The following is a 19,982-nucleotide window of genomic DNA, read 5'->3' on the forward strand; positions in this document are numbered from 1 at the left end:
CGACGATAGCAAGGCGCACGCCGGCCACGAACCAATTCATCGAGCTATCGGTATGACGGCGGCCGGATTGCGCCGGCCGCCGCGCGGCATCATGCGAGGCCGGTCATCTTCCATTGCTGTTCGAGCGCGCCCGGCCCGAATTCGAGCGAGCCGCCGAGCGGTTCCGCGAGCACCTGGAAGTACGCGGCTTCCTCGAGGATCAGGATGTACTTCGACACGTCGAGGATCGACTTGCCCCAGAACGTCGCGCCGCCGTTCGCCTCGATGATCGCCGGCACGTCGGGATCGCGCCGGATCGTGTCGACGATGAAGCGCGGCTCGCCGGGGCGGCGATCGACGTAGACGGGGATTTCGCGTGCCCGCGTGTAACGCGCGGCCGGCGCGTAACGGATCGGCAGCGGACGATGCGCGCTCGCCCATGCGCCGAGATACGGGCCGTGGACATGAATCACCACGTCGACTTCCGGCACCTCGCGAAATACGCCCGCGTAGCGCGGGCCGTTGCCGCCCGCGCGCGCATCGCCGTGCAGCACGTCGCCGTCGAGCGTCACGACGACCGGCTGGATCTCCCGCGACGCGGCCCACGGGCTCGGCGCCGACAGCGCGACGACGAGCTCCGTGCCCGGCACGCGCTGAAACGCCTGGAACGTGTTGGTGGCGCTGAGCGTGCGCGTTTCCTTCAGCACGCGCTCGGCCTGCGCGAATTCGCGCGTGGCGCGCTCGACGAATGCCACGAGTTCGCCGCTGTCGATGGCTTGGGTGACGGACATGAGGAAGGTTCCTTGATCGGTTGAACGGATGGGCTCGCGTCGCAACGCCGCGACGCACGGTCGGCGAATCAGCAGCAATCGTGCCAGCGGTGCGATGGGCATCTCGAGGGCCGGCTGACGCGGCGCAGGCATGCGACGCCCGACTTGCGGCGTGCAGCCTGCGCCTACGCATCTGTTGCGCAAGCAACACCGTGCCGGCCGGGATTGCTGCATGACACGCAGTCAGTGCGTGTGGACGATGCGCGCGGCATCGATCCATCGCTCCGCCATACCGCGCGTTGCGTACGCAACGACCCCGCTGGTTCGAAACTTGCATCGCACTCGGCCCGCGCCGGCCTTACCCGGCGTATCCGCTCTCACCGACCTTCATCCAACCATGACGCTTCTTTCCCTGCGCGGCATCGCCGCGCGCACGCTGCTCGTATCGGCACTCGCCGTGTCTTCCGTCGTTTCGCTCGCGGCGTCGCCGGGCCGTGTCCCCGCCCCGGACCCGCTACAAGGCGACGGCCGCGTATCCGCGTTCTACACGTGGGACCGCGACGTTCCGGCCACGCCCGGCGCGCTGCTGCGCACCGAAGCGCTGCCCGCGACGCTCGGGCTCGCGAGTGCCGCGCGGCAATTGCGCATCCTGTACGCGTCGACCGACGGCGTCGGCGGCCGCACGCCGATCGCGGTGTCGGGCGCGCTGTTCCTGCCGCGCGGCACGCCGCCGGCCGGCGGCTGGCCGATCGTCGCGTGGGCGCACGGCACGTTCGGGATGGCCGACATCTGCGCGCCGTCATGGTTCGGCCGCTCGTATCGCGACGTGCGCTACCTGAACGCGTGGCTTCAGCAAGGGTTCGCGGTGGTCGCCACCGACTATCAGGGGCTCGGCACGCCCGGCCCGAATCCGCAGCTCAACAACCGCTCGAACAGCTACACGCTGCTCGACAGCGTGCGCGCGGTGCTCGCCGGCGTGCCGGGCCTCGCGAACGAGGTCGTGCTGGTCGGCCAGTCGCAAGGCGGCTCGGCCGTGATCGCGGCGGCCGGCTATGCGCCGGTCTATGCGCCCGAACTGGCGATTCGCGCGACCGTCGCGACCGGCACGATCTACAACGCGTCGCGCGCCACGCTCGCGTCGCTGCCGAAGTTCGAGACGGCCTACCGGCGCGATCCCGAACGCGTCGATCCGACGCTCGCGTATCAGTTCTACTCGGTGCTGTCCGCGCAGCAGATCGACCCGTCGCTGCGCGCCGACGAGGTGCTGACCGATACCGCACTGCCGATCCTCGAACAGTCGCGCATCAGTTGCCTCGCATCGCTCGAGGACGATGCGGCGCTCGCGCACCTCACGCACGCGAACACCGTGAAGCCGGGCGGCGATGCGCGGCTGAAGGCATGGTGGGACGACTACCTGAAGTACCCGACGCTGAAGATCGCGACGCCCGTTTTCATCGGTGCGGGTGCGGACGACGGGCTCGCGCCGCTCGAACTCTCGCTCGCCAGGGACGCCTGCGCGGCCGGCACGACGGTCGAGGCACACCTGTATGCGGGCCGCGATCACAACGGCACCGTGAACGCGTCGCTCGCCGATTCGATTCCGTTCGTGAAGCGCGTGCTGGCCGGCGAGACGATCCGCCCGGTCTGCTCGCCGGTCGCACAGGCAGCCGTGTCGCAATAGCCGGCTCACGGCGCTTTGCACGACGGCGCGAATGCTTGTGCAAATCCGTTATTGGATCGCGCCGCCGCGCATTTTTATACTCGTCAGCACTCTCTGTTAAAGAGTGCCAGCCAATTTCGACAGAACAGGACAGGACGAAAAAATGAGCCTACGCCCCTTGCACGATCGCGTGATCGTGAAGCGACTCGATCAGGAAACCACCACCGCGTCGGGCATCGTGATCCCCGACAGCGCCGCCGAAAAGCCTGACCAGGGTGAAGTGATCGCCGTCGGCCCCGGCCGCAAGGACACGGACGGCCAGCGCATCGTGCCCGACCTGCAGGTCGGTGAACGCGTGCTGTTCGGCAAGTACGCGGGGCAAGCCGTCAAGGTGGACGGCAATGAGTTTCTCGTGCTGCGCGAAGAAGACATCGTCGCGGTCGTCAATCAATAACGGAGCGCAATCATGGCAGCCAAGGAAATTCTTTTCAGCGACATCGCACGGTCGAAGCTGACCGAAGGCGTGAACATCCTCGCGAACGCGGTGAAGGTCACGCTCGGCCCGAAAGGCCGCAACGTCGTGCTCGAACGCAGTTTCGGCGCCCCTGTCGTCACGAAGGATGGCGTGTCGGTCGCGAAGGAAATCGAACTCGCGGACAAGCTGCAGAACATCGGCGCGCAACTCGTGAAGGAAGTCGCGTCGCGCACCAGCGACGCAGCCGGCGACGGCACGACCACGGCCACCGTGCTCGCGCAGGCGATCGTCCGTGAAGGCCAGAAATACGTCGCGGCCGGGCTCAATCCGCTCGACCTGAAGCGCGGCATCGACAAGGCCGTCACGTCGGCCGTCGAGGAATTGAAGAAGATCAGCAAGCCGACCACCACGAGCAAGGAAATCGCGCAGGTCGCGACGATCTCCGCGAACGGCGAGGAGTCGATCGGCCAGCGCATCGCGGAAGCGATCGACCGCGTCGGCAAGGAAGGCGTGATCACCGTCGAAGACGGCAAGTCGCTCGCCGACGAACTCGACGTCGTCGAAGGGCTGCAATTCGATCGCGGCTACCTGTCGCCGTATTTCATCAACAATCCAGACAAGCAGATCGCCGAGATCGAAAGCCCGTACATCCTGCTGCACGACAAGAAGATCTCGAACATCCGCGACTTGCTGCCGGTGCTCGAACAGGTCGCCAAGTCGGGCCGGCCGCTGCTGATCATCGCGGAAGACGTCGAAGGCGAAGCGCTCGCGACGCTCGTCGTGAACAACATCCGCGGCATCCTGAAGACGGTCGCGGTCAAGGCGCCGGGCTTCGGCGATCGCCGCAAGGCGCTGCTCGAGGACATCGCGATCCTCACCGGCGGCCAGGTCATCGCCGAGGAAACGGGCCTGACGCTCGAGAAGGCCACGCTGGCCGAACTGGGCCAGGCGAAGCGCATCGAGGTCGGCAAGGAAAACACCACGGTGATCGACGGCGCGGGCGATGCGAAGAACATCGAAGCGCGCGTAAAGCAGATCCGCGTGCAGATCGAAGAGGCCACCTCCGACTACGATCGCGAGAAGCTTCAGGAACGCGTCGCGAAGCTCGCGGGCGGCGTGGCGGTGATCAAGGTCGGCGGCGCGACCGAAATCGAGGTGAAGGAGAAGAAGGACCGCGTCGACGACGCGCTGCACGCCACGCGCGCGGCCGTCGAGGAAGGCATCGTGCCGGGCGGCGGCGTCGCGCTGATCCGCGTGCGGCAGGCGATCCGCGAACTGAAGGGCGCGAACGCCGATCAGGACGCGGGCATCAAGATCGTGCTGCGCGCCCTCGAGGAACCGCTGCGCCAGATCGTCACGAATGCGGGCGAGGAAGCGAGCGTCGTCGTCGCGAAGGTCGCGGAAGGCACCGGCAATTTCGGCTACAACGCGCAGACGGGCGAGTACGGCGACCTCGTCGAATCGGGCGTGCTCGATCCGACCAAGGTCACGCGTACCGCGCTGCAGAACGCGGCGTCGGTGGCCGGGCTGCTGCTGACGACCGATGCGACCGTGTACGAAGCGCCGAAGGATGCGGCGCCGGCCGCCGCACCGGGCGGCCCGGGCGCGGGCGGGCCGGGGTTCGATTTCTGACAATGTCTGAAAGGACCGTTTCAGAAATAGGTCCAGCAACGCTGCAACAAACACAACGCGTGGCGATTTTTGTCGTCACGTGTTGTGTTTTTTAGCCAACCCACCGACATAATCTACGTCGGCATGAGCAACGCATCCCTTCAAATCACATCGTATGTGCCGCCTTGTCAAACTACTTCACACCATCCTCACGGAAATCTTGCTAAACGCACAACCCTAAAGATTCGTACATTGGTGCCGAAAAAACGGATTTTGGAGCGAATATGATGCTCGCGTTCCTGAACGCCGTGATGTCAGCCAATTTACTGACTCTCTCAATGACGGTGTTTGTTGTTCTAACAATTTTCCTTACAAGTGAAGATATCAGCAAGACAGGCGCAATCCTACTTGGATCTGTACTGATCGCTCAGGCGGGGTGGACTGCCTATCAAATTCAAGTTCGTTGGTTACCAATCGCTGAAGCAATGACCGCCGCGAAGGTCGCAACCAACTTTCGAATGTCTCCGGAGCAAGTCAAGACATTCACAAGCTCAGCAAATTTCCTCCTTTGGATCATTCCCTTTGCCACTGCCTCGTGGGGAACTAACATTATCTCGGACGCTATCAGTCGCAATTTTACATACCGAGAAAAATGGTCCGCCCCTCATCTTGCGTGGAAAGTTGTAGTCTTTATTGTTTCAGTACCGATCGGGCTGATTTCGCTGATTCTGTCATTTCGACGCGATGAAACCTCGGAAACCGACACTCGATTGGACGAGTCTCCCCGCGGATCGTTGCGCAGGTCCTCTCGTGCCTTGATCCGATTGCTCGCAAACCTTCCGCAGTTTCATAAAGATGAGTCCAACGACGACCTTGTGAACCTGCTGGATGGGTCGGTCGTCCGTGCGGTTCGCCTAGACGATAATGAATTTGGCTGCTACCTGTCGGTTAAATGGCCGAATCAAGCAACCGCAATCAGAGTAGATGGTGATCGATACGTTCAACTCCAAATCAAAACCGCAGACACGCTCGGCCACGATACAACCGGTCTGAGGCACAAAGCAAAACGCTATGTCGACGAAGTCCTTGGCATCTAGTGAAATGCTCGTTCTGGTCTGACACGTAGAGCGCCCCATCGCTGCCAGTGGCATCGCAATCAGAGGAGCTGATTCTCGAGTATGGGATCTACGGCGGCCCATTGAAAAGCAACGCCGGCGCACTCAAGTAAGATGACCGTGATCCGGCCATCCCCAACACCATGTCGCCCATCGCCAACACCCTGCTGCCGCTTGCCGGCGTCCTGCTGCTGAGCGTCGCCAGCCCGGGCCCGAATTTCGTGATCGTCACGTCGACCGCCGTCCTGTCGCGCCGCGCCGGCATGATGACGGGGCTCGGCCTCGCCGCCGCGTCGGGCACCTGGGCCGCGATCGCGATCGCCGGCCTGAGCCTGCTCGTCACGCATGTCGCGTGGGTGCATACCGCGCTGCGGCTGGCGGGCGCCGCCTACCTGATCTGGCTTGGCCTGAAAATGATCGTGACCGCGCGCCAGCCGCTGCCCGTTTCCGCGCCGGCCGCGCTGTCCGACTGGCGCGCGGCGAGGAAGGGCTACGTCGTCAGCATGACGAACCCGAAATCCGTCGCGTTCTACGGCAGTATCTTCGCGCTGATGGTGCCGGCTCATGCGCCGGCGTGGCTCGATCTGTCGGTCGTCGTGCTGTCGATCGCGATTTCGGCCGCGTGGTATTGCACGATGGCGCTGCTCGCGTCGCATCCGTCGGTACGCCGGCTGCTGGTCCGGCGCAAGGCCGTGCTCGATACGGCGGCCGGGCTGCTGCTGATGGGTGTCGGTGGGCGGATGCTGGCGGGGCGCTGAGCCTCTGCGTATTTGTCCTTTTTTCGGAGCCCTCGCCGCTTGGTTTCCATGCTGCACCCGCGCGCGTCCGTGGCCGTGCGGGCACGGCTCCATCGGTGCCCGATACGAAATTTTAATGCCCGGCCCCCGCGTATCTGACACCGTCTTTACGCGCGGTTGACTAGGATTTCCGTGTCATCCCGACACGGAGCAGTCCGCATGCAAACGCATCAGGCCGCCGGCGGCGGCCAACCCATCCTCCCTCACCGACGCGGCAGCACGCCGTTCGCGCCCCGGCTCGCCGATGCCTGTCCGCCGGACAACATCCTGCTCGACGTGCCGGTGGAAGGCACGATTCAATTGTTCGACCTCGTCGCACGCCATGTCGCGCGCGGCGGCAGCGTATCCGCGGAGCGGATCGGGGACGAACTGATCAAGCGCGAACGACTCGGCTCGACCGGCCTCGGGCAAGGCGTCGCGATTCCGCATGCACGCATCGACGGGCTCGGTTCGGCCGTCGCGTTGTTCGTTCGCGCGCGGTACCCGTTCGCGTTCAATGCGCCGGATCGCAAGCCCGTGCGCGAATTCGTCGTGCTGGTGCTGCCGCTCGCGGACGACCGCGCGCACCTCGAACTGCTCGCCGACGCCGCGCGATGGTTCAGCGAACGCGTGATCCGGCAGGCATCGCGCGACGCGCAAACGCCCGACGAGATTCATCGGCTCATGCGACGTACGGTTTGACCCAACGTCGCGCAACGACAGGTATCCCCTTCATCCTTTCGCCCCCCATGTTCCCAGACCCTGAAACGCCCACTCGACGCGTGGCCGGCTTGGCCCGCTCACTGCCGTTCATGCAGGCGCTGCACGGACAGACCGTCGTCATCGTCGACGGCGGTGCCGCCAGCGACGTCCACACGCGCTCCGCCTTCGCGCAGGATGTCGCGCTGCTCGCGCTCACCGGTATCCATCCGATCGTGATCCAAAGCATCCCGACTGCGTCCGGCGCGCAATCAGTCCACGCGACACACGCCGCCATGGCCGGCGTCAACCATGAACTGGTGCGCCTGATCGGCAGTCACGGCGCCCGGGCGATCGGCATCGACGGTCACGACGGCGGCCTGCTCGTCGCCAGCGCCGTACCCGATAGCGCGAACACGAGCACTGTCGCGCGGTTCGACGTCACCGCGTTGAACGCGTTGCTCGACAACGGACTGGTGCCCGTCGTGATGCCGGTCGCACCAGACGACGCGGGTCGCGACTGCCTGCTGAGCCCTGAACGGCTCGGCAGCCTGCTCGCGCAACGCACGTGCGCCGTCTCGTTGGTGATGATGGTCGACAAAGGGTTGCTGCACGAACTTGGCGAGCTCGCCGGGCTGTACGGCATCACGGAGCTGGAGCAATGGCTCGCCGAGCATCCGGCCGCCGACGCGGCGCCGTGCGTACGGGACGCGCTCGATGCGCTCGCACACGGCGTGCAGAACGTCCATCTCGCCGATATCGGGCAACCCGAATCGCTGATCGATGAACTGTTGACGGAGGAAGGATCGGGCGTGGTGTTCTGCCGGCGCGGCAACACCGATCTGCTGTCGGAAACTCGTCGCTACTTCGCCGATTCGGCGTGCGTGCTGCGCGACGGGTTCAATGTCGAGCAGAAGCCGGTCGTGCGCTTCTGATCGTAATCAAAACGCTTGCGGCGGCCCGCAAAGGCCGCCGCAAGCAGACAACATCAGCACAACGACAACGTCAGCGCCGCGCCGCCAGTCTCCTGACGACACTCACCAACGCATCGACTTCGTCGCACGTGTTGTAGAACGCGAGCGACGGTCGCACCGTGGCTTCGAGCCCGAAGCGCCGCAGGATCGGTTGCGCGCAGTGATGCCCCGAGCGCACCGCGATGCCCTCTTCGTTCAGCGCCTGCCCGACTTCCTCGGTTTCATAGCCCTTCAGCACGAACGACAGCACGCTCGCCTTGTCGCGCGCGGTGCCGACGAGCCGCACGCCCGGCACCGGCGCGAGCACGCTCGTCGCATACGCAAGCAGATTGTGCTCGTAGCGCGCGATGTTCTCGATGCCGACACGGTTCACGTAGTCGAGCGCCGCGCCGAGCCCCACCGCATCCGCGATGTTGCCGGTGCCGGCTTCGAAACGGTTCGGCGGCGGCTGGAACACCGTGCGCTCGAACGTCACGTCCGCGATCATGTTGCCGCCACCCTGCCACGGCGGCATGTCGTCGAGGATCGCGCGCTTGCCGTACACCACGCCGATCCCGGTCGGCCCGTAGATCTTGTGCCCGGAGAACACGAAGAAATCCGCATCGAGCGCCTGCACGTCGACACGCATGTGCGAGATCGACTGCGCACCGTCGACCAGCGCCTTCGCGCCCGCGCGATGCGCAAGCTCGACGATCTCCTTCACCGGCACGACCGTGCCGAGCGCGTTCGATACCTGCGTGACCGACACGATCTTCGTGCGATCGTTGAGCAGCTTCCGGTATTCGTCGAGCAGCACCTGCCCCGAATCGTCGACCGGAATCACGCGCAGCTTCGCGCCCTTGAGCGCGGCAAGCTGCTGCCACGGCACGATGTTCGCGTGATGCTCGAGATGCGACACGACGATCTCGTCGCCTTCTCCGACGTTCTGCACGCCCCACGTCTTCGCGATCAGGTTGATCGCCTCGGTCGTGCCGCGCACGAACACGATCTCGTCGGGCGACGATGCGCCGATGAAGCGCTGCACCGTTTCCCGTGCATGCTCGTACGCATCCGTCGCACGGCCGGCCAGTGCATGCGCCGCGCGGTGGATGTTCGAGTTCTCGTGTGCGTAGAAGTAAGCGAGGCGGTCGATCACGGCCTGCGGCTTGTGCGTCGTCGCCGCGTTGTCGAACCAGACGAGCTGCTTGCCGTTCACGCGCTCCTGCAGGATCGGGAAATCGCGGCGGATCGCGTTCACGTCGAACGGCGGATGAGCGCCACGATACAGCTGGCCTTGCGGCTCGGCTGCGTGCGCATCGTCGATGAAATAACGCGGCACGTCGGCGCCCGATGCGCCCGACGCACGCGACACCGGCACGTCGCGCTGCACGGCGAGCAGCGCGCGCAGCGCGTCGTCGCCCGGCAGCCCGAACGCTTCCGGCGACGCGAGGCCGTTCGACGGCACGACGATGTCCTGCGGCGTCCCCTGCCAGCCCTGCAGCGAACCGTCGGTGAAGTAGTACGGCGACGCCTTCGCCGCGCCTTCCGGTGCCGGCGCATTCACCTGCGGCACGCCGAGCGCCGCGCCGCCGACCCGCGGTTCGAGCGCGGGCGCGATCGATACGACGTTGTCGGGCAACCCGTTCTGCGCGGCCGCATGCGGCGCGAGCGCGGGTGCGCGGTTGCCGAGCGACAGCACGTGCGTCGGCGCGGACGGCGTGAGGTTCGCACCCGGTACCTTGCCTTGCGGCAGCGCGAGCCCCGGTACGCCGGTGCCCGCCCCGCCCGGGCCCGCGAGCGGCGAACCGCCCGGCACCGGGTTGCTCACCGACGCGAGAATCGGCGCCGCCGCGGGCAAGGCCGACGGCACGCCGCCGACCGCGCCGCTGCCCGCCGACAACCCGGGCGCAGTGGCCTGCCCGGGCGGCGTCGCGAAGAACTCGGACGCGAGCCGCGCAAGCGTCGCCGGGTCGGGCAAGCCGGCCGGCAGCGGCGCATGCGGCAACGCGTGCGCGTCGCCGCCGGCCAGGCCGGGATTAACGGTAGGTGTCGGGATAGTCATGGAACTTGGCGATTTCGACGTCATCGAGGACAGCCAGCGCATCCGGCGAATGGACCGCGAGCGAGCAATACAGCGAGATCAGGTACGACGCGATCGCCTGGTTGTTGATCCCCATGAAGCGCACCGACAGGCCCGGCCCCTGCTCGCCCGCGACGCCCGGCTGATACAGGCCGACGACGCCCTGACGCTTGTCGCCGACGCGCAGCAGCAGGATCTTGGTCTTGCCGTCCGCGACCGGCACCTTGTCCGACGGAATCAGCGGAATGCCGCGCCACGTCAGGAATTGCGAGCCGAACAGGCTGACCGTCGGCGGCGGCACGCCGCGCCGCGTGCATTCGCGGCCGAACGCGGCGATCGCGAGCGGGTGCGTGAGGAAGAATGCCGGCTCCTTCCACACCTTCGTCAGCAGCTCGTCGAGATCGTCCGGCGTCGGCGCCCCCGTCAGCGGGAAGATCCGCTGTTCGTCGGTCACGTTCGCGAGCAGCCCGTAGTCGGGGTTGTTGATCAGCTGGCTTTCCTGCAGCTCCTTGATCGTCTCGATCGTCAGGCGCAGCTGTTCCTTGATCTGGTCATGAGGACTGCTGTAAAGATCGGAGATCCGCGTATGCACGTCGAGCACCGTGCTCACCGCGTTCAGGAAGTACTCGCGCGGCTGTTCCTCGTACGGCACGAACGTCTGCGGCAGCACGCTTTCGTCCTCGAGCTGCGTGCACGCGGCACGCACGGCTTCCGGGTTCTTCACCTGGTTCAGGCGATAGATGCCGGCCTCGACCGGCACCCATTGCAGCAGATGGGTCAGCCAGCGCGGCGTGATCGTGGAAAGCTGGGGGACGGTCTTGGTAGCGTTCGCTAGTTGGCGGGCGGCGTGATCGCTCAGCGCAGCCGTGCCGCTTGCAACGGTCGACATGTGTGGCTCCGGGTTCTTAAGATGAAAAACGGGATTGCTTATGACGCTGGGTGATTATCGGAAGCACGCCCCTGCCGGCTCAACATGCTATAGCCGTCAGGTCGTGCACCCGAAAGGGGAAACGATGCAGCGCGACCTCAGGTGACGTACGCGCCCGGCAGCAGCGTCGAGATCGACACGTCGAAGGCGCGCGCGATCTTGTCGGCCGTGACGATCGACGCGATCGCCTCGCCGCGCTCGATCTCGCCGACGTACGAGCGGTTCAGCCCGGCATGCTCGGCCAGTTGCTCCTGCGACCACGTGCGCGCTTCGCGCAGCTTGCGCACGGTGGCGCCGAAGTGATGGATGAGGTCGCTCATCGCGCCTCCTAGGCGACGCGCGCCGCCGTGCGCGGCGCGGCGTTCGCTTCGCTGCGCAGCACGGCCTGCGTGACGTTTTCGCCGGCCGGCACGTCCTGCGTGAGCCACACGTTACCGCCGATCACCGCGCCGCGCCCGATCGTCACGCGGCCGAGGATCGTTGCGCCCGCATAGATCACCACGTCGTCCTCGACGATCGGATGGCGCGCGAGCCCTTTCTCCAGATGGCCGGCCGCATCGCGTGGAAAGCGCTTCGCGCCGAGCGTGACAGCCTGATACACGCGCACGCGCTCGCCGATGATCGCCGTCTCGCCGATCACGACACCCGTGCCGTGGTCGATGAAGAAGCCCGCGCCGATGCGCGCGCCCGGATGAATGTCGATGCCCGTTTCCGCATGCGCCTGCTCGGCGATGATCCGCGCGAGCAGCGGCAGGCCGAGCCCGTACAGTTCGTGCGCGAGCCGGTGGTGAATCATCGCGAGGATGCCCGGATAGCACAGCAGCACCTCGTCGACGCTGCCGGCCGCCGGATCGCCGTGAAACGCCGCCAGCACGTCGCTGTCGAGCAGCCGGCGAATCTCCGGCAAGCGCGCGGCGAACGCCTGCACGGCCTTCGACGCAACTTCGTCGAGGTTGTCCGCCGGCCCGTCGGCATTGCGGTGACGCGCCGCGTAGCGCAATTCGAGCGTCACCTGCGTGAGCAACGCATTCAGCGCCGCGTCGAGCGCGTGGGCCACGTGGAAGTTCTCGCTTTCCTGCCGCAGGTCGGGCGGCCCGAGCCGCATCGGGAACAGCACGCCTTTCAGTGCGCCGACGATCTGCGCGAGCGCTTCGCGCGCCGGCAAATCGCGCCCGCCGGGTTCGAGCGAACGCCGCTGCTTTTCGCGCCATGCGCGACGCACCGTCTGCAGCGATTGAACGATGTCGTCGATATCGAATGCGGCCATGCTGCTTTCTCCCCGTAACCGCCGTGAATCAATCCTGCGCCCAAGGCAGGCCGCGGAAGCGCCAACCGTTTTGGCCGCCGCGATGCTGCCGCTCGTCGAGGTCGCCCTCGAAGCCTTCGAGCACATTGAAAACCTGCGTGAAACCGCCCTTCGCCGCGGCCTCGGCCGCCTGCGCCGAGCGGTTGCCGCTGCGGCACAACAGCAACACGACCGCGTCCTTGCCGGTCTTCGCTTCCAGTTCGCGCACGAAGCGCGGGTTGCGCGTCAGGCTCGTGCCGGTCGCCCACGGCACGTGCAGCGACTCCGGCACGTAGCCGACGAATTTCCGTTCCTCGGCCGTGCGCACGTCCACCAGCACGGCGTCGCCCGCCGAGAACAACGCCCATGCGGTTTCCGGCGCAACGCCGCCCGCGTAAGGCTTGCCAGCCGCCAGGGCCGCCGCGCGCGCGTCTTCGAGCGCCTGCTGCGCAGCGGTTCGTTCTTGCAGTTCAACCGTCATGACACTTCCTTGTATTCTCAGATTCGTATGAACAAAGACACCGGGAATGCGGCTGTTGCAGCTTGCGTGCTGTCTATAGCCGTCAACGCCACTATGCGAGTGCGGCCGGGGAAGCAGAACCAATAAAAATTCATTTCCTAATCAGCGCCGCGGGGAATGCAATAGCAGACGCGCGCTATCGGTGCGCGGTTGATGGCGGGATGGAAATGGAAGGCGAGGACCGTTCGATGGCGTGCATCGAAGGGGTTTGAAAGGAAGGGGAAGAACGATCAGCGCGGCATTCGGCGCATCGTCATGGAATCCGAAATGGGGCGGATCAGGCCATGCAGCGACGACGCCACCGAGCCTCGCCGATGCATGGGTTCTTCAGGATGTCATACCACCGGGTCGACCGGCACAACCGGCGCCCCACGGGCCTCGATATCGCGCCCGGCAAGCAGACACAGATCCTCGCGATGATGCGTGGCCACCACTTGCACGCCCACCGGCACACCGTTCACGAGCGACGTCGTGACCGCCAGCCCCGGCAGCCCCATCGCGGGCAGCGCGCGCAACGTGAGCTGCGCTTCCCACACGCGATCGAACCCTTCCGGCCCTTGCCGATCGAGTTCGTCGGGGAACGGCAGTTCCGCTGAAACAGGCAGCAGCAACACCGGACATTCGTCGAGAAACAGCCGCCACTCTCGCGTCAACGTCGTGCGCCGGACCAGCGCACGGCTGATCACATCCGCCGGCAGATCGCGCACCTTGCCGCGCACGGCGGCGATCACCGCGGCCGCACCCGGATCGCCGTCTTGCTCCGCGGCATTCGCCAGCGCGTCGAAACCATCGCCGAGCCACAGCTGTTCCTGCAGCAGCGCAGCCTCGCGCATCGGCGGCGTATCGTCGATCTCGTCGACGGTCCAGCCCGCATCGACGAGCCGACGCGCGGCATCGCGCAACGCAGCCTCGACTTCGGGCACGACCTCCAGGCCGCGCGGACGCAAGCACAACGCCGCGCGCTTCGGCACCTCGCGCCCGTCGAACGGCACCGCGACGTGCCACGGATCGCGCGGGTCCGGCGCGGAGAACGCCCGCAGCGCGAGCGAGAGATCGTCGATCGTGCGCGCGATCGGTCCAGCCGCCGACATCAGTTGCGCGCCGATCGCCCGCTCCGGCGACGACGCATTGAACGCCGGCACGCGACCGAGCGACGGCCGTATCCCGTGCACGCCGCACGCATAGGCCGGGTAGCGCACCGAGCCGCCGATGTCGGTGCCGACCGCGAGCGGGCCGATCCCGGCCGCCACGGCCGCCGCCGCGCCGCCGCTCGATCCGCCCGGCGTCAGCGACCGATTGCGCGGGTTGCGCGTATGGCCATGCACGAGGTTCGACGTGAACCAGCGCAGTGCGAACGTCGGCGAATTGGTACGGCCGAGCAGCACCCCGCCGGCCTTGCGGATGTTCGCGACCACCGGGCTGTCAGCATGCGCGATCAGGTTTTCCTGCAGGCGCGTGCCGTTGGTCGTCGCAAAGCCGGCCTGATCGACGTTGATCTTCACGGTCACCGGTACGCCCGCGAGCGGCCCCGGATCGTCGCCGCGCGCGATCGCACGATCGACTTCGTCGGCCTGCCGCCGCACATCGTCGGGACGATGTTCGACCACCGCGTTGATCGCCGGATTCACGGCATCGAGACGATCGAGCACCGCGTCCGCCACTTCGCGCGCCGATACGTCGCGCTGCCGCACGCGTTTCGCGAGCTCGGTTGCCGACAGTTGCCAGAGTTCGGTCATGACTTCTCCTGGTGAAAAGACATCACGATCACGCGCGGCGCCGCACCGCCTCACGACAGCGCGGCGCCGCATTCGCTCACTGCGTATCCTGCTTCGCGCGCTCGGCGGCGGCAATGATCGCGTCGGCCACGGCCTTCGGCTGGCTCAGCATCGCGACGTGGCTGGCATTCACGCGCGTGACCGTCGCGCCGATCCGCTTCGCCATCGCTTCCTGCAGCGCCGGATCGATCATCCGGTCCTGTGTCGCGACCACGAACGTCGACGGCTTCGCATGCCACGCCGCCTGCGTGACCTTCTCCGAGATGCACCCGCCGTACCACGGCCCCTGCGTCGCGGCAACGAGGCGCTGCTGCGCGGGCGGCAGATCCGGCGCGAAATCCTGCGCGATCGCCTTGTCCGACAGCCGCGCGAAACCGCCCGCGTCCTTGCGCAGCTCGCCGGCCCATGACGGCGCCGGCAGCCCCTGCGTGACGTCCGCGATCGACTGGCCGTTGTCGGGCGCGAACGCCGCGACGTATACGAGCGACTTCACCTTGTCGTCGTTGCCCGCATCGCTGATCACGACGCCGGCCCACGAATGGCCGACCAGCACGACCGGTCCCTTCTGTTCGTCGACCGTGCGCTTCGTCGCGGCAGCATCGTCGGCGAGCGAGCTCAGCGGATTCTGCACCGACACGACGTGCAGGCCGCGCGCCTCGAGTAGCGGAATCACGCGGTTCCAGCTCGACCCGTCGGCGAACGCGCCATGTACGAGCACGACGTTGGTGCCCTTCAGGTCTTCCTTCGGCGCGGCCTGCGCCGCGACCGCGCCGAACAGTCCGCCGATCATCGCGGCGGATACCAGAGCGCGTTTCATCAAACCGGCCATCGTCATGCTCCTTTCTTTATCGTGTCGTTGAAGTGAAGTGCTGTCTGAGCGATCGCGCCTGCATGCGACAGGCGCGACGCGAGATCACGAATGCGCGTACAGGTCGTCGGCGGCGTTGCGTGCCGCACGCGACGGTGCGGCATCGCGATGGCCGGCCGGCGTCGACGCATCGGCCACGTTGTCGTCTTGCGACTTCGACGGGCCGTTCTGGTCGGAACGCGCGACCTGCTCGGCAGCCGCGACGGCATGCTCTGCGGCGGCGATGTCGTCCGGGTAATGCGCTTCGCTGCCGGCCGGGTTGTAGCCGGCCTTCTCGAGACGGACGAGGTCGGCGCGCACTTCGGCACGCGTGAGGCCGTGGCCGGTATCGGCGAACGACAGTGCGGGTGCGACGGCGAGAACGGCAACGGCGAGGATTCGAGCGGCTTTCATGAGATTTCTCCTTGAACGAAGTTGGGTGGTCGATCACTTGGCATCCGGTGCGAACGTCTGGCACCGAACGTTTGCTGCATGTCGACAGTAGAACCCGCGCACGTATCCGGCATGTTTCCGAAACCGGGCTTTCTGCATGCCAGTTTTTCAGGAGCGGCCGCAGATACAGAGCGATACAAACCCGCTTGCCGAGGGGATTCGTTTCGCCTCGCGCTACGCACCACGAAAAAAGGCGTGCCTCGCGGGGCACGCCTTTCCTTCGCCTTCACACCGCCGTGTCACGTCACGGCGCAAGCCGCGTGAATACGTAGTCGTGATTCTTTACCCGCGCCTGATGGCACGCAAAGCACGTCTGATGCTGGCCGATGTCGGCCGGCACGCCGTTGACGAAGCGCCCGAATCCCCAGCCGCCCGTCGCTGCGTAACGGCGTGAATCCTTCACCATCACCTGCACGGTCGTCGCCTGGCCGGGCACCGTCGCGGGCGCGAACTCGTCGGACTGCTTGCGCTTGTACGCGAGCTTCACAAGGATCGTGCCATCCGGAAACGGCAGCGTCGCCTGTTCGAGCGCGCGGATCGCGACCGGGTTGCCGAGCACCACGCGCAGCTCGTCGAGCGGGGCGGCCTCTTCGGCCGGCGCGACCATCTCCCACTTCCGGTAGCCGGGCGGAATCGTCACGCCGTAGATCGGCGACGCGGCCGCGGCCGGTTTCGGTTGTTCCGCGAACGCGGCCGGCCCGCTCGCCGACCACGCGCCGGCCAGCAGCACACCCGCGACGAGCGCACGACGCACACCGCGCCGCCCGAGCCCTACACGGGCCCGCATCACAGATGCTCCACTTGCAGGACCGCATCGGCGAATGCCTGCGGCGCTTCCTGCGGCAGGTTGTGGCCGATGCCGCCGGTGATGGTCCGGTGCTGGTACTTGCCGGTGAACTTCTTCGCGTACGCGGCCGGCTCCGGATGCGGCGCGCCGTTCGCGTCGCCTTCCATCGTGATCGTCGGCACGGTGATCGCAGGCCCCGCCGCGAGACGCCGCTCGATGTCGTCGTATTGCGCTTCGCCCTTCGCGAGCCCGAGACGCCAGCGATAGTTGTGGATCACGACGGCCACGTGGTCGGGATTCCGGAACGATGCGGCCGAGCGCGCATAGGTTTCGTCGGAGAACTGCCACTTCGGCGACGCGAGTTGCCAGATCAGCTTGTTGAACGCCTCGCGGTTCTGCGCATAGCCGAGTTCGCCGCGCTCCGTCGTGAAATAGAACTGATACCACCACTGGAATTCGGCCTGCGGCGGCAGCGGCTTGGCGTTCGCCGCCTGGCTGCCGATCAGGTAGCCGCTCACCGACACCAGCGCCTTCACGCGCTGCGGCCACAGCGCCGCGATGACGTCGGCCGTGCGTGCGCCCCAGTCGTAGCCGCCGAACACTGCGCTGTCGATCTTCAGCGCGTCCATCAGCGCGACGATGTCGACGGCCGTCACCGCCTGCTGGCCGTTGCGTACCGTGTCGGCCGAGCGGAACGTCGTCGAGCCGTAGCCGCGCAGGTACGGCACGATCACGCGATAGCCGGCCGCGACGAGCAGCGGCGCGACGTCCGCGTAGCTGTAGATGTCGTACGGCCAGCCGTGCAGCAGGAACACGACGGGGCCGTTCTTCGGGCCGAGATCCGCATACCCGACGTTGAGCACGCCCGCGTCGATCTGGTGGATCGTGCCCAGCGACGCGACGCCGGCCGGGCGCTTCGCCGCGGATGCATCGGGCGCCGACTGCGCCTGCGCGAGTGCGCTGAAGCCGAGGTCGGCGAGGCTCAGGCTCGCCAGCGTCGAGCCCAGGATCAGGCGGCGGCGGGTGTTCACGGTATCAGGCATGACTCGTTCTCCATTGTCGATCGCTAAGGAAAGGGCCCGCGGCACATGCGGGCAACCGGTTCTCGCCATTCGCAGCGGTAGCGCATGGCACCGCGCCGCCGTGTGAATCGCTTCACCGGTTTTATATCCGAACCGTCCGGACGCTTTGTATCTCAACGTATCCGTGTGCGAACACGACACACAGCGATTCAAAAATCGCGGGAAAACGACGCTTCGGCACAGCCGCGCGGCACTCGCGGCCCCGTGCGCCGGCGAGTCAGAACAGCCTGGCGATCGCGGGCACGCTGAGCACCGCGACGTAATAGCCCATGAACTGCACGCCGGTGTTGAACGCGAACAGGCGCGACAGCAGCCCGCCGAACAGGCCGATCGTCACGATCACGGCGAGCCCGAGCAGTTGCCCTTCCCACACGCCGATCACGACGATCAACCCCGCGAAGGTCGCGATGATCGCTTCGTGGCTCAGCTTGCGCGCGACGAACGACGCCGCGCGGTGCGCGTGGTGCATCGCGAGCGGATACGCGATCAGCGCGGCCAGCACGATCGACAGCAGCCCGTAGCCGAGGAACTCGGGCCAGCTCATCAGCGTATGCAGGTTGTGGATCTGCCCGCTCGCCGCGTCGACCGTGAAGCGCGGCGGCGCATTGAACAGCGGCGCGGCCGGGCCGGCCGCCACCGGGCTCAGCGGCAGCCCGAATGCGATCAGCGGAATCAGCGCTTCGGCGATATAGGTGGCCTCGGTCACGCCGTTGCGTGCGGCGATCACGGTCGTCAGGCGCTGGTACGCATGACGCACGCGCGCGCCGACGATCTCGCCCATCAGCACCGTCATCGCGACCGGGCTGAACACGAACGTCGCGCTCGACACGGCCGCCGTGCCGACCGTCCACGCGACCTGCTCGCGGTCGAGTACCTTCAGCGGATTGGGGAAATAGCCGCGCCAGCTTTTCACGTCGGGCGCGAGCACGAACGTCGACGGCCCGTCGCGGCGCATGCGCCGCCGCTCGGCCGGCGACAGGATCGAGAACAGGTCGGCCACCAGCGGGCCGATCGCGATCCCGAGGAAGTAGCTGACGCTCAGCTTCACGCCGTAATGACCCGTGAGCGCCTGCAGCCCGACCACCAGCATCACGAACGGCACCAGCAGCAGTACCGATGCCCAGCGCCCCGCCGAGCAGTACGCGATGCCGACGGCCGCCGCGAGGAACACCCACGGCGCGGCCTTCGCGATCGCCGCGCCGAACGGCGCGAGCAACGACGCGAACAGCACCGCGAGCGGCAGCGCGACGAACGCGGCGACGATTGCGCCGGAGATCATCTTGCGCAGCGCGATGTGCGGCACGCCGAGCGCGCGCAGCAGCGTCGCCTGTTGCAGCAGCGGCGCGGCCATCGTGTCGCCGGGAATGCCGAGCAGCGCGGTCGGGATTGCATGCGTGATGTGCTTGGCCACCGCGCCAGCGAGAAAAAACGTGAACACACCGGCCGGTGGCACGCCGAGCAGCGCGACGAGCAACGTGAGCGGCGCGATCGTCGTCGTTTCGTCGGTGCCGGAGATCAGCCCGATGCCGGAGAACACGATCGCGCCGAGCAGCCCCATCGCGAACGCGGCCGGCCACGCCTGCAGCAGTGCGTCCATCAGCGGCCTCCCGCGCGTGCGCGCCCGGTCGACGCGTCGTACGACGCGAACAGGTCGAGCAGCCCGAGTTCCTCCATCTCGGCGCGCGCGCTGGCCGACAGGTCGCTCGTCGCGCCGAGTCCGCCCGATGCTTCGGCGAGTTGCCGCAAGGCGTCGTCGCGCTCGGCGCTGCCCGCCGCATGTTCGATCACCGTGCGCTTCGGCTTGAACAGCACGGCGCAGATCGTGCCAGCCAGCAGGCAGCCGCCGAGGCCGATCAGCATCGCATAAGCACGTGCGATCGCCGCGTCGTGCACGAACGATGCGAGCGCGATGCGGCCGATTTCGAACGCGCCGAGGCTGATCGCGATGCCGAGCAGCACCGACCACGCGAGATGCTTCGTCGCCACCGTGTCGCCCCATACCTCGACGAGCGTCGTGGCCGCCGCATCGGCGCCGGCCAACGGCCGGGTGCGATGCGGCGCGGGTGCGACGGCGCTTGAACCGGTCTGTTCCATGTGTCTCCTCCTGGTTTGATATGTCGCCGGCCGGGCCGGCGCGGCGCGGACTGCACGCCGCATCGATCACGCGGCGCGCAGCCGCGCGTCAGC

Annotated in this window: 20 protein-coding genes; 7 read left to right on the forward strand and 13 right to left on the reverse strand. The window is 66.8% G+C overall.

Going from position 1 to position 19,982, the window contains the following annotated elements; all coding sequences use genetic code 11:
• Positions 1-89: 89 nt before the first annotated feature.
• Positions 90-770 (reverse strand): class II aldolase/adducin family protein, encoded by a 681-nt coding sequence (locus BLS50_RS23050; RefSeq protein WP_069230657.1) that lies wholly within the window; start codon positions 768-770, stop codon positions 90-92.
• A gap of 376 nt (positions 771-1,146) precedes the next feature.
• Here BLS50_RS23050 and BLS50_RS23060 point away from each other — a divergent pair, with 376 nt between their 5' ends.
• From BLS50_RS23060 to BLS50_RS23085, 7 genes are all read left to right on the forward strand, one after another.
• Positions 1,147-2,430 carry an alpha/beta fold hydrolase gene (locus tag BLS50_RS23060; protein ID WP_074804321.1) on the forward strand — a complete coding sequence of 428 codons (1,284 nt, stop codon included), beginning with the start codon at positions 1,147-1,149 and terminating at the stop codon, positions 2,428-2,430.
• A gap of 142 nt (positions 2,431-2,572) precedes the next feature.
• Positions 2,573-2,863 carry a co-chaperone GroES gene (locus BLS50_RS23065; RefSeq protein ID WP_011694564.1) on the forward strand — a complete coding sequence of 97 codons (291 nt, stop codon included), beginning with the start codon at positions 2,573-2,575 and terminating at the stop codon, positions 2,861-2,863.
• A 12-nt stretch (positions 2,864-2,875) separates the two neighbouring features.
• Complete coding sequence (gene groL / locus BLS50_RS23070) at positions 2,876-4,516, forward strand: chaperonin GroEL (RefSeq protein ID WP_006479755.1); 1,641 nt, start codon at positions 2,876-2,878, stop codon at positions 4,514-4,516.
• Between the two features lie 263 nt (positions 4,517-4,779).
• A complete protein-coding gene (locus BLS50_RS35505) occupies positions 4,780-5,592 on the forward strand; it encodes a protein kinase family protein (protein WP_143028364.1) in 813 nt (270 codons plus the stop codon).
• A gap of 161 nt (positions 5,593-5,753) precedes the next feature.
• Entirely contained in the window at positions 5,754-6,368 is a 615-nt protein-coding gene (locus BLS50_RS23075) for a LysE family translocator (RefSeq protein ID WP_074804323.1), read from the forward strand.
• Between the two features lie 198 nt (positions 6,369-6,566).
• On the forward strand, positions 6,567-7,088 hold the full coding sequence (locus tag BLS50_RS23080) for a PTS sugar transporter subunit IIA (protein WP_080486909.1): 522 nt from the start codon (positions 6,567-6,569) through the stop codon (positions 7,086-7,088).
• A 47-nt stretch (positions 7,089-7,135) separates the two neighbouring features.
• A complete protein-coding gene (locus BLS50_RS23085; protein ID WP_074804325.1) occupies positions 7,136-8,020 on the forward strand; it encodes an amino acid kinase family protein in 885 nt (294 codons plus the stop codon).
• A 70-nt stretch (positions 8,021-8,090) separates the two neighbouring features.
• Here the strand turns inward: BLS50_RS23085 and BLS50_RS23090 are convergent, their stop codons facing one another.
• From BLS50_RS23090 to BLS50_RS23150, 12 genes are all read right to left on the reverse strand, one after another.
• Positions 8,091-10,100 (reverse strand): family 2A encapsulin nanocompartment cargo protein cysteine desulfurase, encoded by a 2,010-nt coding sequence (locus tag BLS50_RS23090; protein WP_074804327.1) that lies wholly within the window; start codon positions 10,098-10,100, stop codon positions 8,091-8,093.
• Positions 10,075-11,007: a family 2A encapsulin nanocompartment shell protein gene (locus BLS50_RS23095; RefSeq protein WP_006479760.1), complete on the reverse strand. Its 933-nt coding sequence runs from the start codon at positions 11,005-11,007 to the stop codon at positions 10,075-10,077. The genes BLS50_RS23090 and BLS50_RS23095 overlap by 26 nt, the downstream gene beginning before the upstream one ends.
• Before the next feature lie 137 nt (positions 11,008-11,144).
• Entirely contained in the window at positions 11,145-11,366 is a 222-nt protein-coding gene (locus BLS50_RS23100) for a helix-turn-helix domain-containing protein (protein ID WP_006484517.1), read from the reverse strand.
• A gap of 8 nt (positions 11,367-11,374) precedes the next feature.
• The gene (gene epsC / locus BLS50_RS23105) at positions 11,375-12,313 is read right to left on the reverse strand and encodes a serine O-acetyltransferase EpsC (RefSeq protein ID WP_011694557.1); all 939 of its coding nucleotides are present in this window, start codon (positions 12,311-12,313) and stop codon (positions 11,375-11,377) included.
• A 28-nt stretch (positions 12,314-12,341) separates the two neighbouring features.
• Positions 12,342-12,812 (reverse strand): rhodanese-like domain-containing protein, encoded by a 471-nt coding sequence (locus BLS50_RS23110; protein WP_012338739.1) that lies wholly within the window; start codon positions 12,810-12,812, stop codon positions 12,342-12,344.
• A gap of 374 nt (positions 12,813-13,186) precedes the next feature.
• A complete protein-coding gene (locus tag BLS50_RS23115; RefSeq protein ID WP_074804328.1) occupies positions 13,187-14,587 on the reverse strand; it encodes an amidase family protein in 1,401 nt (466 codons plus the stop codon).
• A gap of 76 nt (positions 14,588-14,663) precedes the next feature.
• Positions 14,664-15,455, reverse strand: a complete 792-nt coding sequence (locus BLS50_RS23120) for an alpha/beta fold hydrolase (RefSeq protein WP_074806629.1) — start codon at positions 15,453-15,455, stop codon at positions 14,664-14,666.
• A gap of 84 nt (positions 15,456-15,539) precedes the next feature.
• The gene (locus BLS50_RS23125) at positions 15,540-15,887 is read right to left on the reverse strand and encodes a DUF4148 domain-containing protein (protein WP_006479766.1); all 348 of its coding nucleotides are present in this window, start codon (positions 15,885-15,887) and stop codon (positions 15,540-15,542) included.
• A 283-nt stretch (positions 15,888-16,170) separates the two neighbouring features.
• Entirely contained in the window at positions 16,171-16,713 is a 543-nt protein-coding gene (locus BLS50_RS23130) for a cytochrome P460 family protein (protein WP_012338743.1), read from the reverse strand.
• Positions 16,713-17,756 carry an alpha/beta fold hydrolase gene (locus tag BLS50_RS23135; RefSeq protein WP_074804330.1) on the reverse strand — a complete coding sequence of 348 codons (1,044 nt, stop codon included), beginning with the start codon at positions 17,754-17,756 and terminating at the stop codon, positions 16,713-16,715. Before BLS50_RS23135 ends, BLS50_RS23130 begins: the two co-directional genes overlap by 1 nt.
• Before the next feature lie 256 nt (positions 17,757-18,012).
• The gene (locus BLS50_RS23145) at positions 18,013-19,392 is read right to left on the reverse strand and encodes a tripartite tricarboxylate transporter permease (RefSeq protein WP_069230647.1); all 1,380 of its coding nucleotides are present in this window, start codon (positions 19,390-19,392) and stop codon (positions 18,013-18,015) included.
• A complete protein-coding gene (locus BLS50_RS23150) occupies positions 19,392-19,889 on the reverse strand; it encodes a hypothetical protein (RefSeq protein WP_011694549.1) in 498 nt (165 codons plus the stop codon). The genes BLS50_RS23145 and BLS50_RS23150 overlap by 1 nt, the downstream gene beginning before the upstream one ends.
• Between the last annotated feature and the right edge of the window lie 93 nt (positions 19,890-19,982).

It is taken from the genome of Burkholderia orbicola (genome assembly GCF_900100915.1).
Taxonomy (GTDB): Bacteria; Pseudomonadota; Gammaproteobacteria; order Burkholderiales; family Burkholderiaceae; genus Burkholderia; species Burkholderia orbicola.

Excerpts from the sequence above, each read along its gene's own strand:
- BLS50_RS23150 (WP_011694549.1), bottom strand. The coding sequence starts at position 19,889 with ATGGAACAGACCGGTTCAAGCGCCGTCGCACCCGCGCCGCATCGCACC.
- BLS50_RS23115 (WP_074804328.1), bottom strand. The coding sequence starts at position 14,587 with ATGACCGAACTCTGGCAACTGTCGGCAACCGAGCTCGCGAAACGCGTG.
- groL (WP_006479755.1), top strand. The coding sequence starts at position 2,876 with ATGGCAGCCAAGGAAATTCTTTTCAGCGACATCGCACGGTCGAAGCTG.
- BLS50_RS23125 (WP_006479766.1), bottom strand. The coding sequence starts at position 15,887 with ATGAAAGCCGCTCGAATCCTCGCCGTTGCCGTTCTCGCCGTCGCACCC.
- BLS50_RS23110 (WP_012338739.1), bottom strand. The coding sequence starts at position 12,812 with ATGACGGTTGAACTGCAAGAACGAACCGCTGCGCAGCAGGCGCTCGAA.
- BLS50_RS23060 (WP_074804321.1), top strand. The coding sequence starts at position 1,147 with ATGACGCTTCTTTCCCTGCGCGGCATCGCCGCGCGCACGCTGCTCGTA.
- BLS50_RS23095 (WP_006479760.1), bottom strand. The coding sequence starts at position 11,007 with ATGTCGACCGTTGCAAGCGGCACGGCTGCGCTGAGCGATCACGCCGCC.
- BLS50_RS23065 (WP_011694564.1), top strand. The coding sequence starts at position 2,573 with ATGAGCCTACGCCCCTTGCACGATCGCGTGATCGTGAAGCGACTCGAT.
- BLS50_RS35505 (WP_143028364.1), top strand. The coding sequence starts at position 4,780 with ATGATGCTCGCGTTCCTGAACGCCGTGATGTCAGCCAATTTACTGACT.
- BLS50_RS23100 (WP_006484517.1), bottom strand. The coding sequence starts at position 11,366 with ATGAGCGACCTCATCCATCACTTCGGCGCCACCGTGCGCAAGCTGCGC.
- BLS50_RS23130 (WP_012338743.1), bottom strand. The coding sequence starts at position 16,713 with ATGCGGGCCCGTGTAGGGCTCGGGCGGCGCGGTGTGCGTCGTGCGCTC.
- BLS50_RS23050 (WP_069230657.1), bottom strand. The coding sequence starts at position 770 with ATGTCCGTCACCCAAGCCATCGACAGCGGCGAACTCGTGGCATTCGTC.
- BLS50_RS23090 (WP_074804327.1), bottom strand. The coding sequence starts at position 10,100 with ATGACTATCCCGACACCTACCGTTAATCCCGGCCTGGCCGGCGGCGAC.
- BLS50_RS23145 (WP_069230647.1), bottom strand. The coding sequence starts at position 19,392 with ATGGACGCACTGCTGCAGGCGTGGCCGGCCGCGTTCGCGATGGGGCTG.
- BLS50_RS23135 (WP_074804330.1), bottom strand. The coding sequence starts at position 17,756 with ATGCCTGATACCGTGAACACCCGCCGCCGCCTGATCCTGGGCTCGACG.
- BLS50_RS23080 (WP_080486909.1), top strand. The coding sequence starts at position 6,567 with ATGCAAACGCATCAGGCCGCCGGCGGCGGCCAACCCATCCTCCCTCAC.
- BLS50_RS23075 (WP_074804323.1), top strand. The coding sequence starts at position 5,754 with ATGTCGCCCATCGCCAACACCCTGCTGCCGCTTGCCGGCGTCCTGCTG.
- BLS50_RS23120 (WP_074806629.1), bottom strand. The coding sequence starts at position 15,455 with ATGGCCGGTTTGATGAAACGCGCTCTGGTATCCGCCGCGATGATCGGC.
- epsC (WP_011694557.1), bottom strand. The coding sequence starts at position 12,313 with ATGGCCGCATTCGATATCGACGACATCGTTCAATCGCTGCAGACGGTG.
- BLS50_RS23085 (WP_074804325.1), top strand. The coding sequence starts at position 7,136 with ATGTTCCCAGACCCTGAAACGCCCACTCGACGCGTGGCCGGCTTGGCC.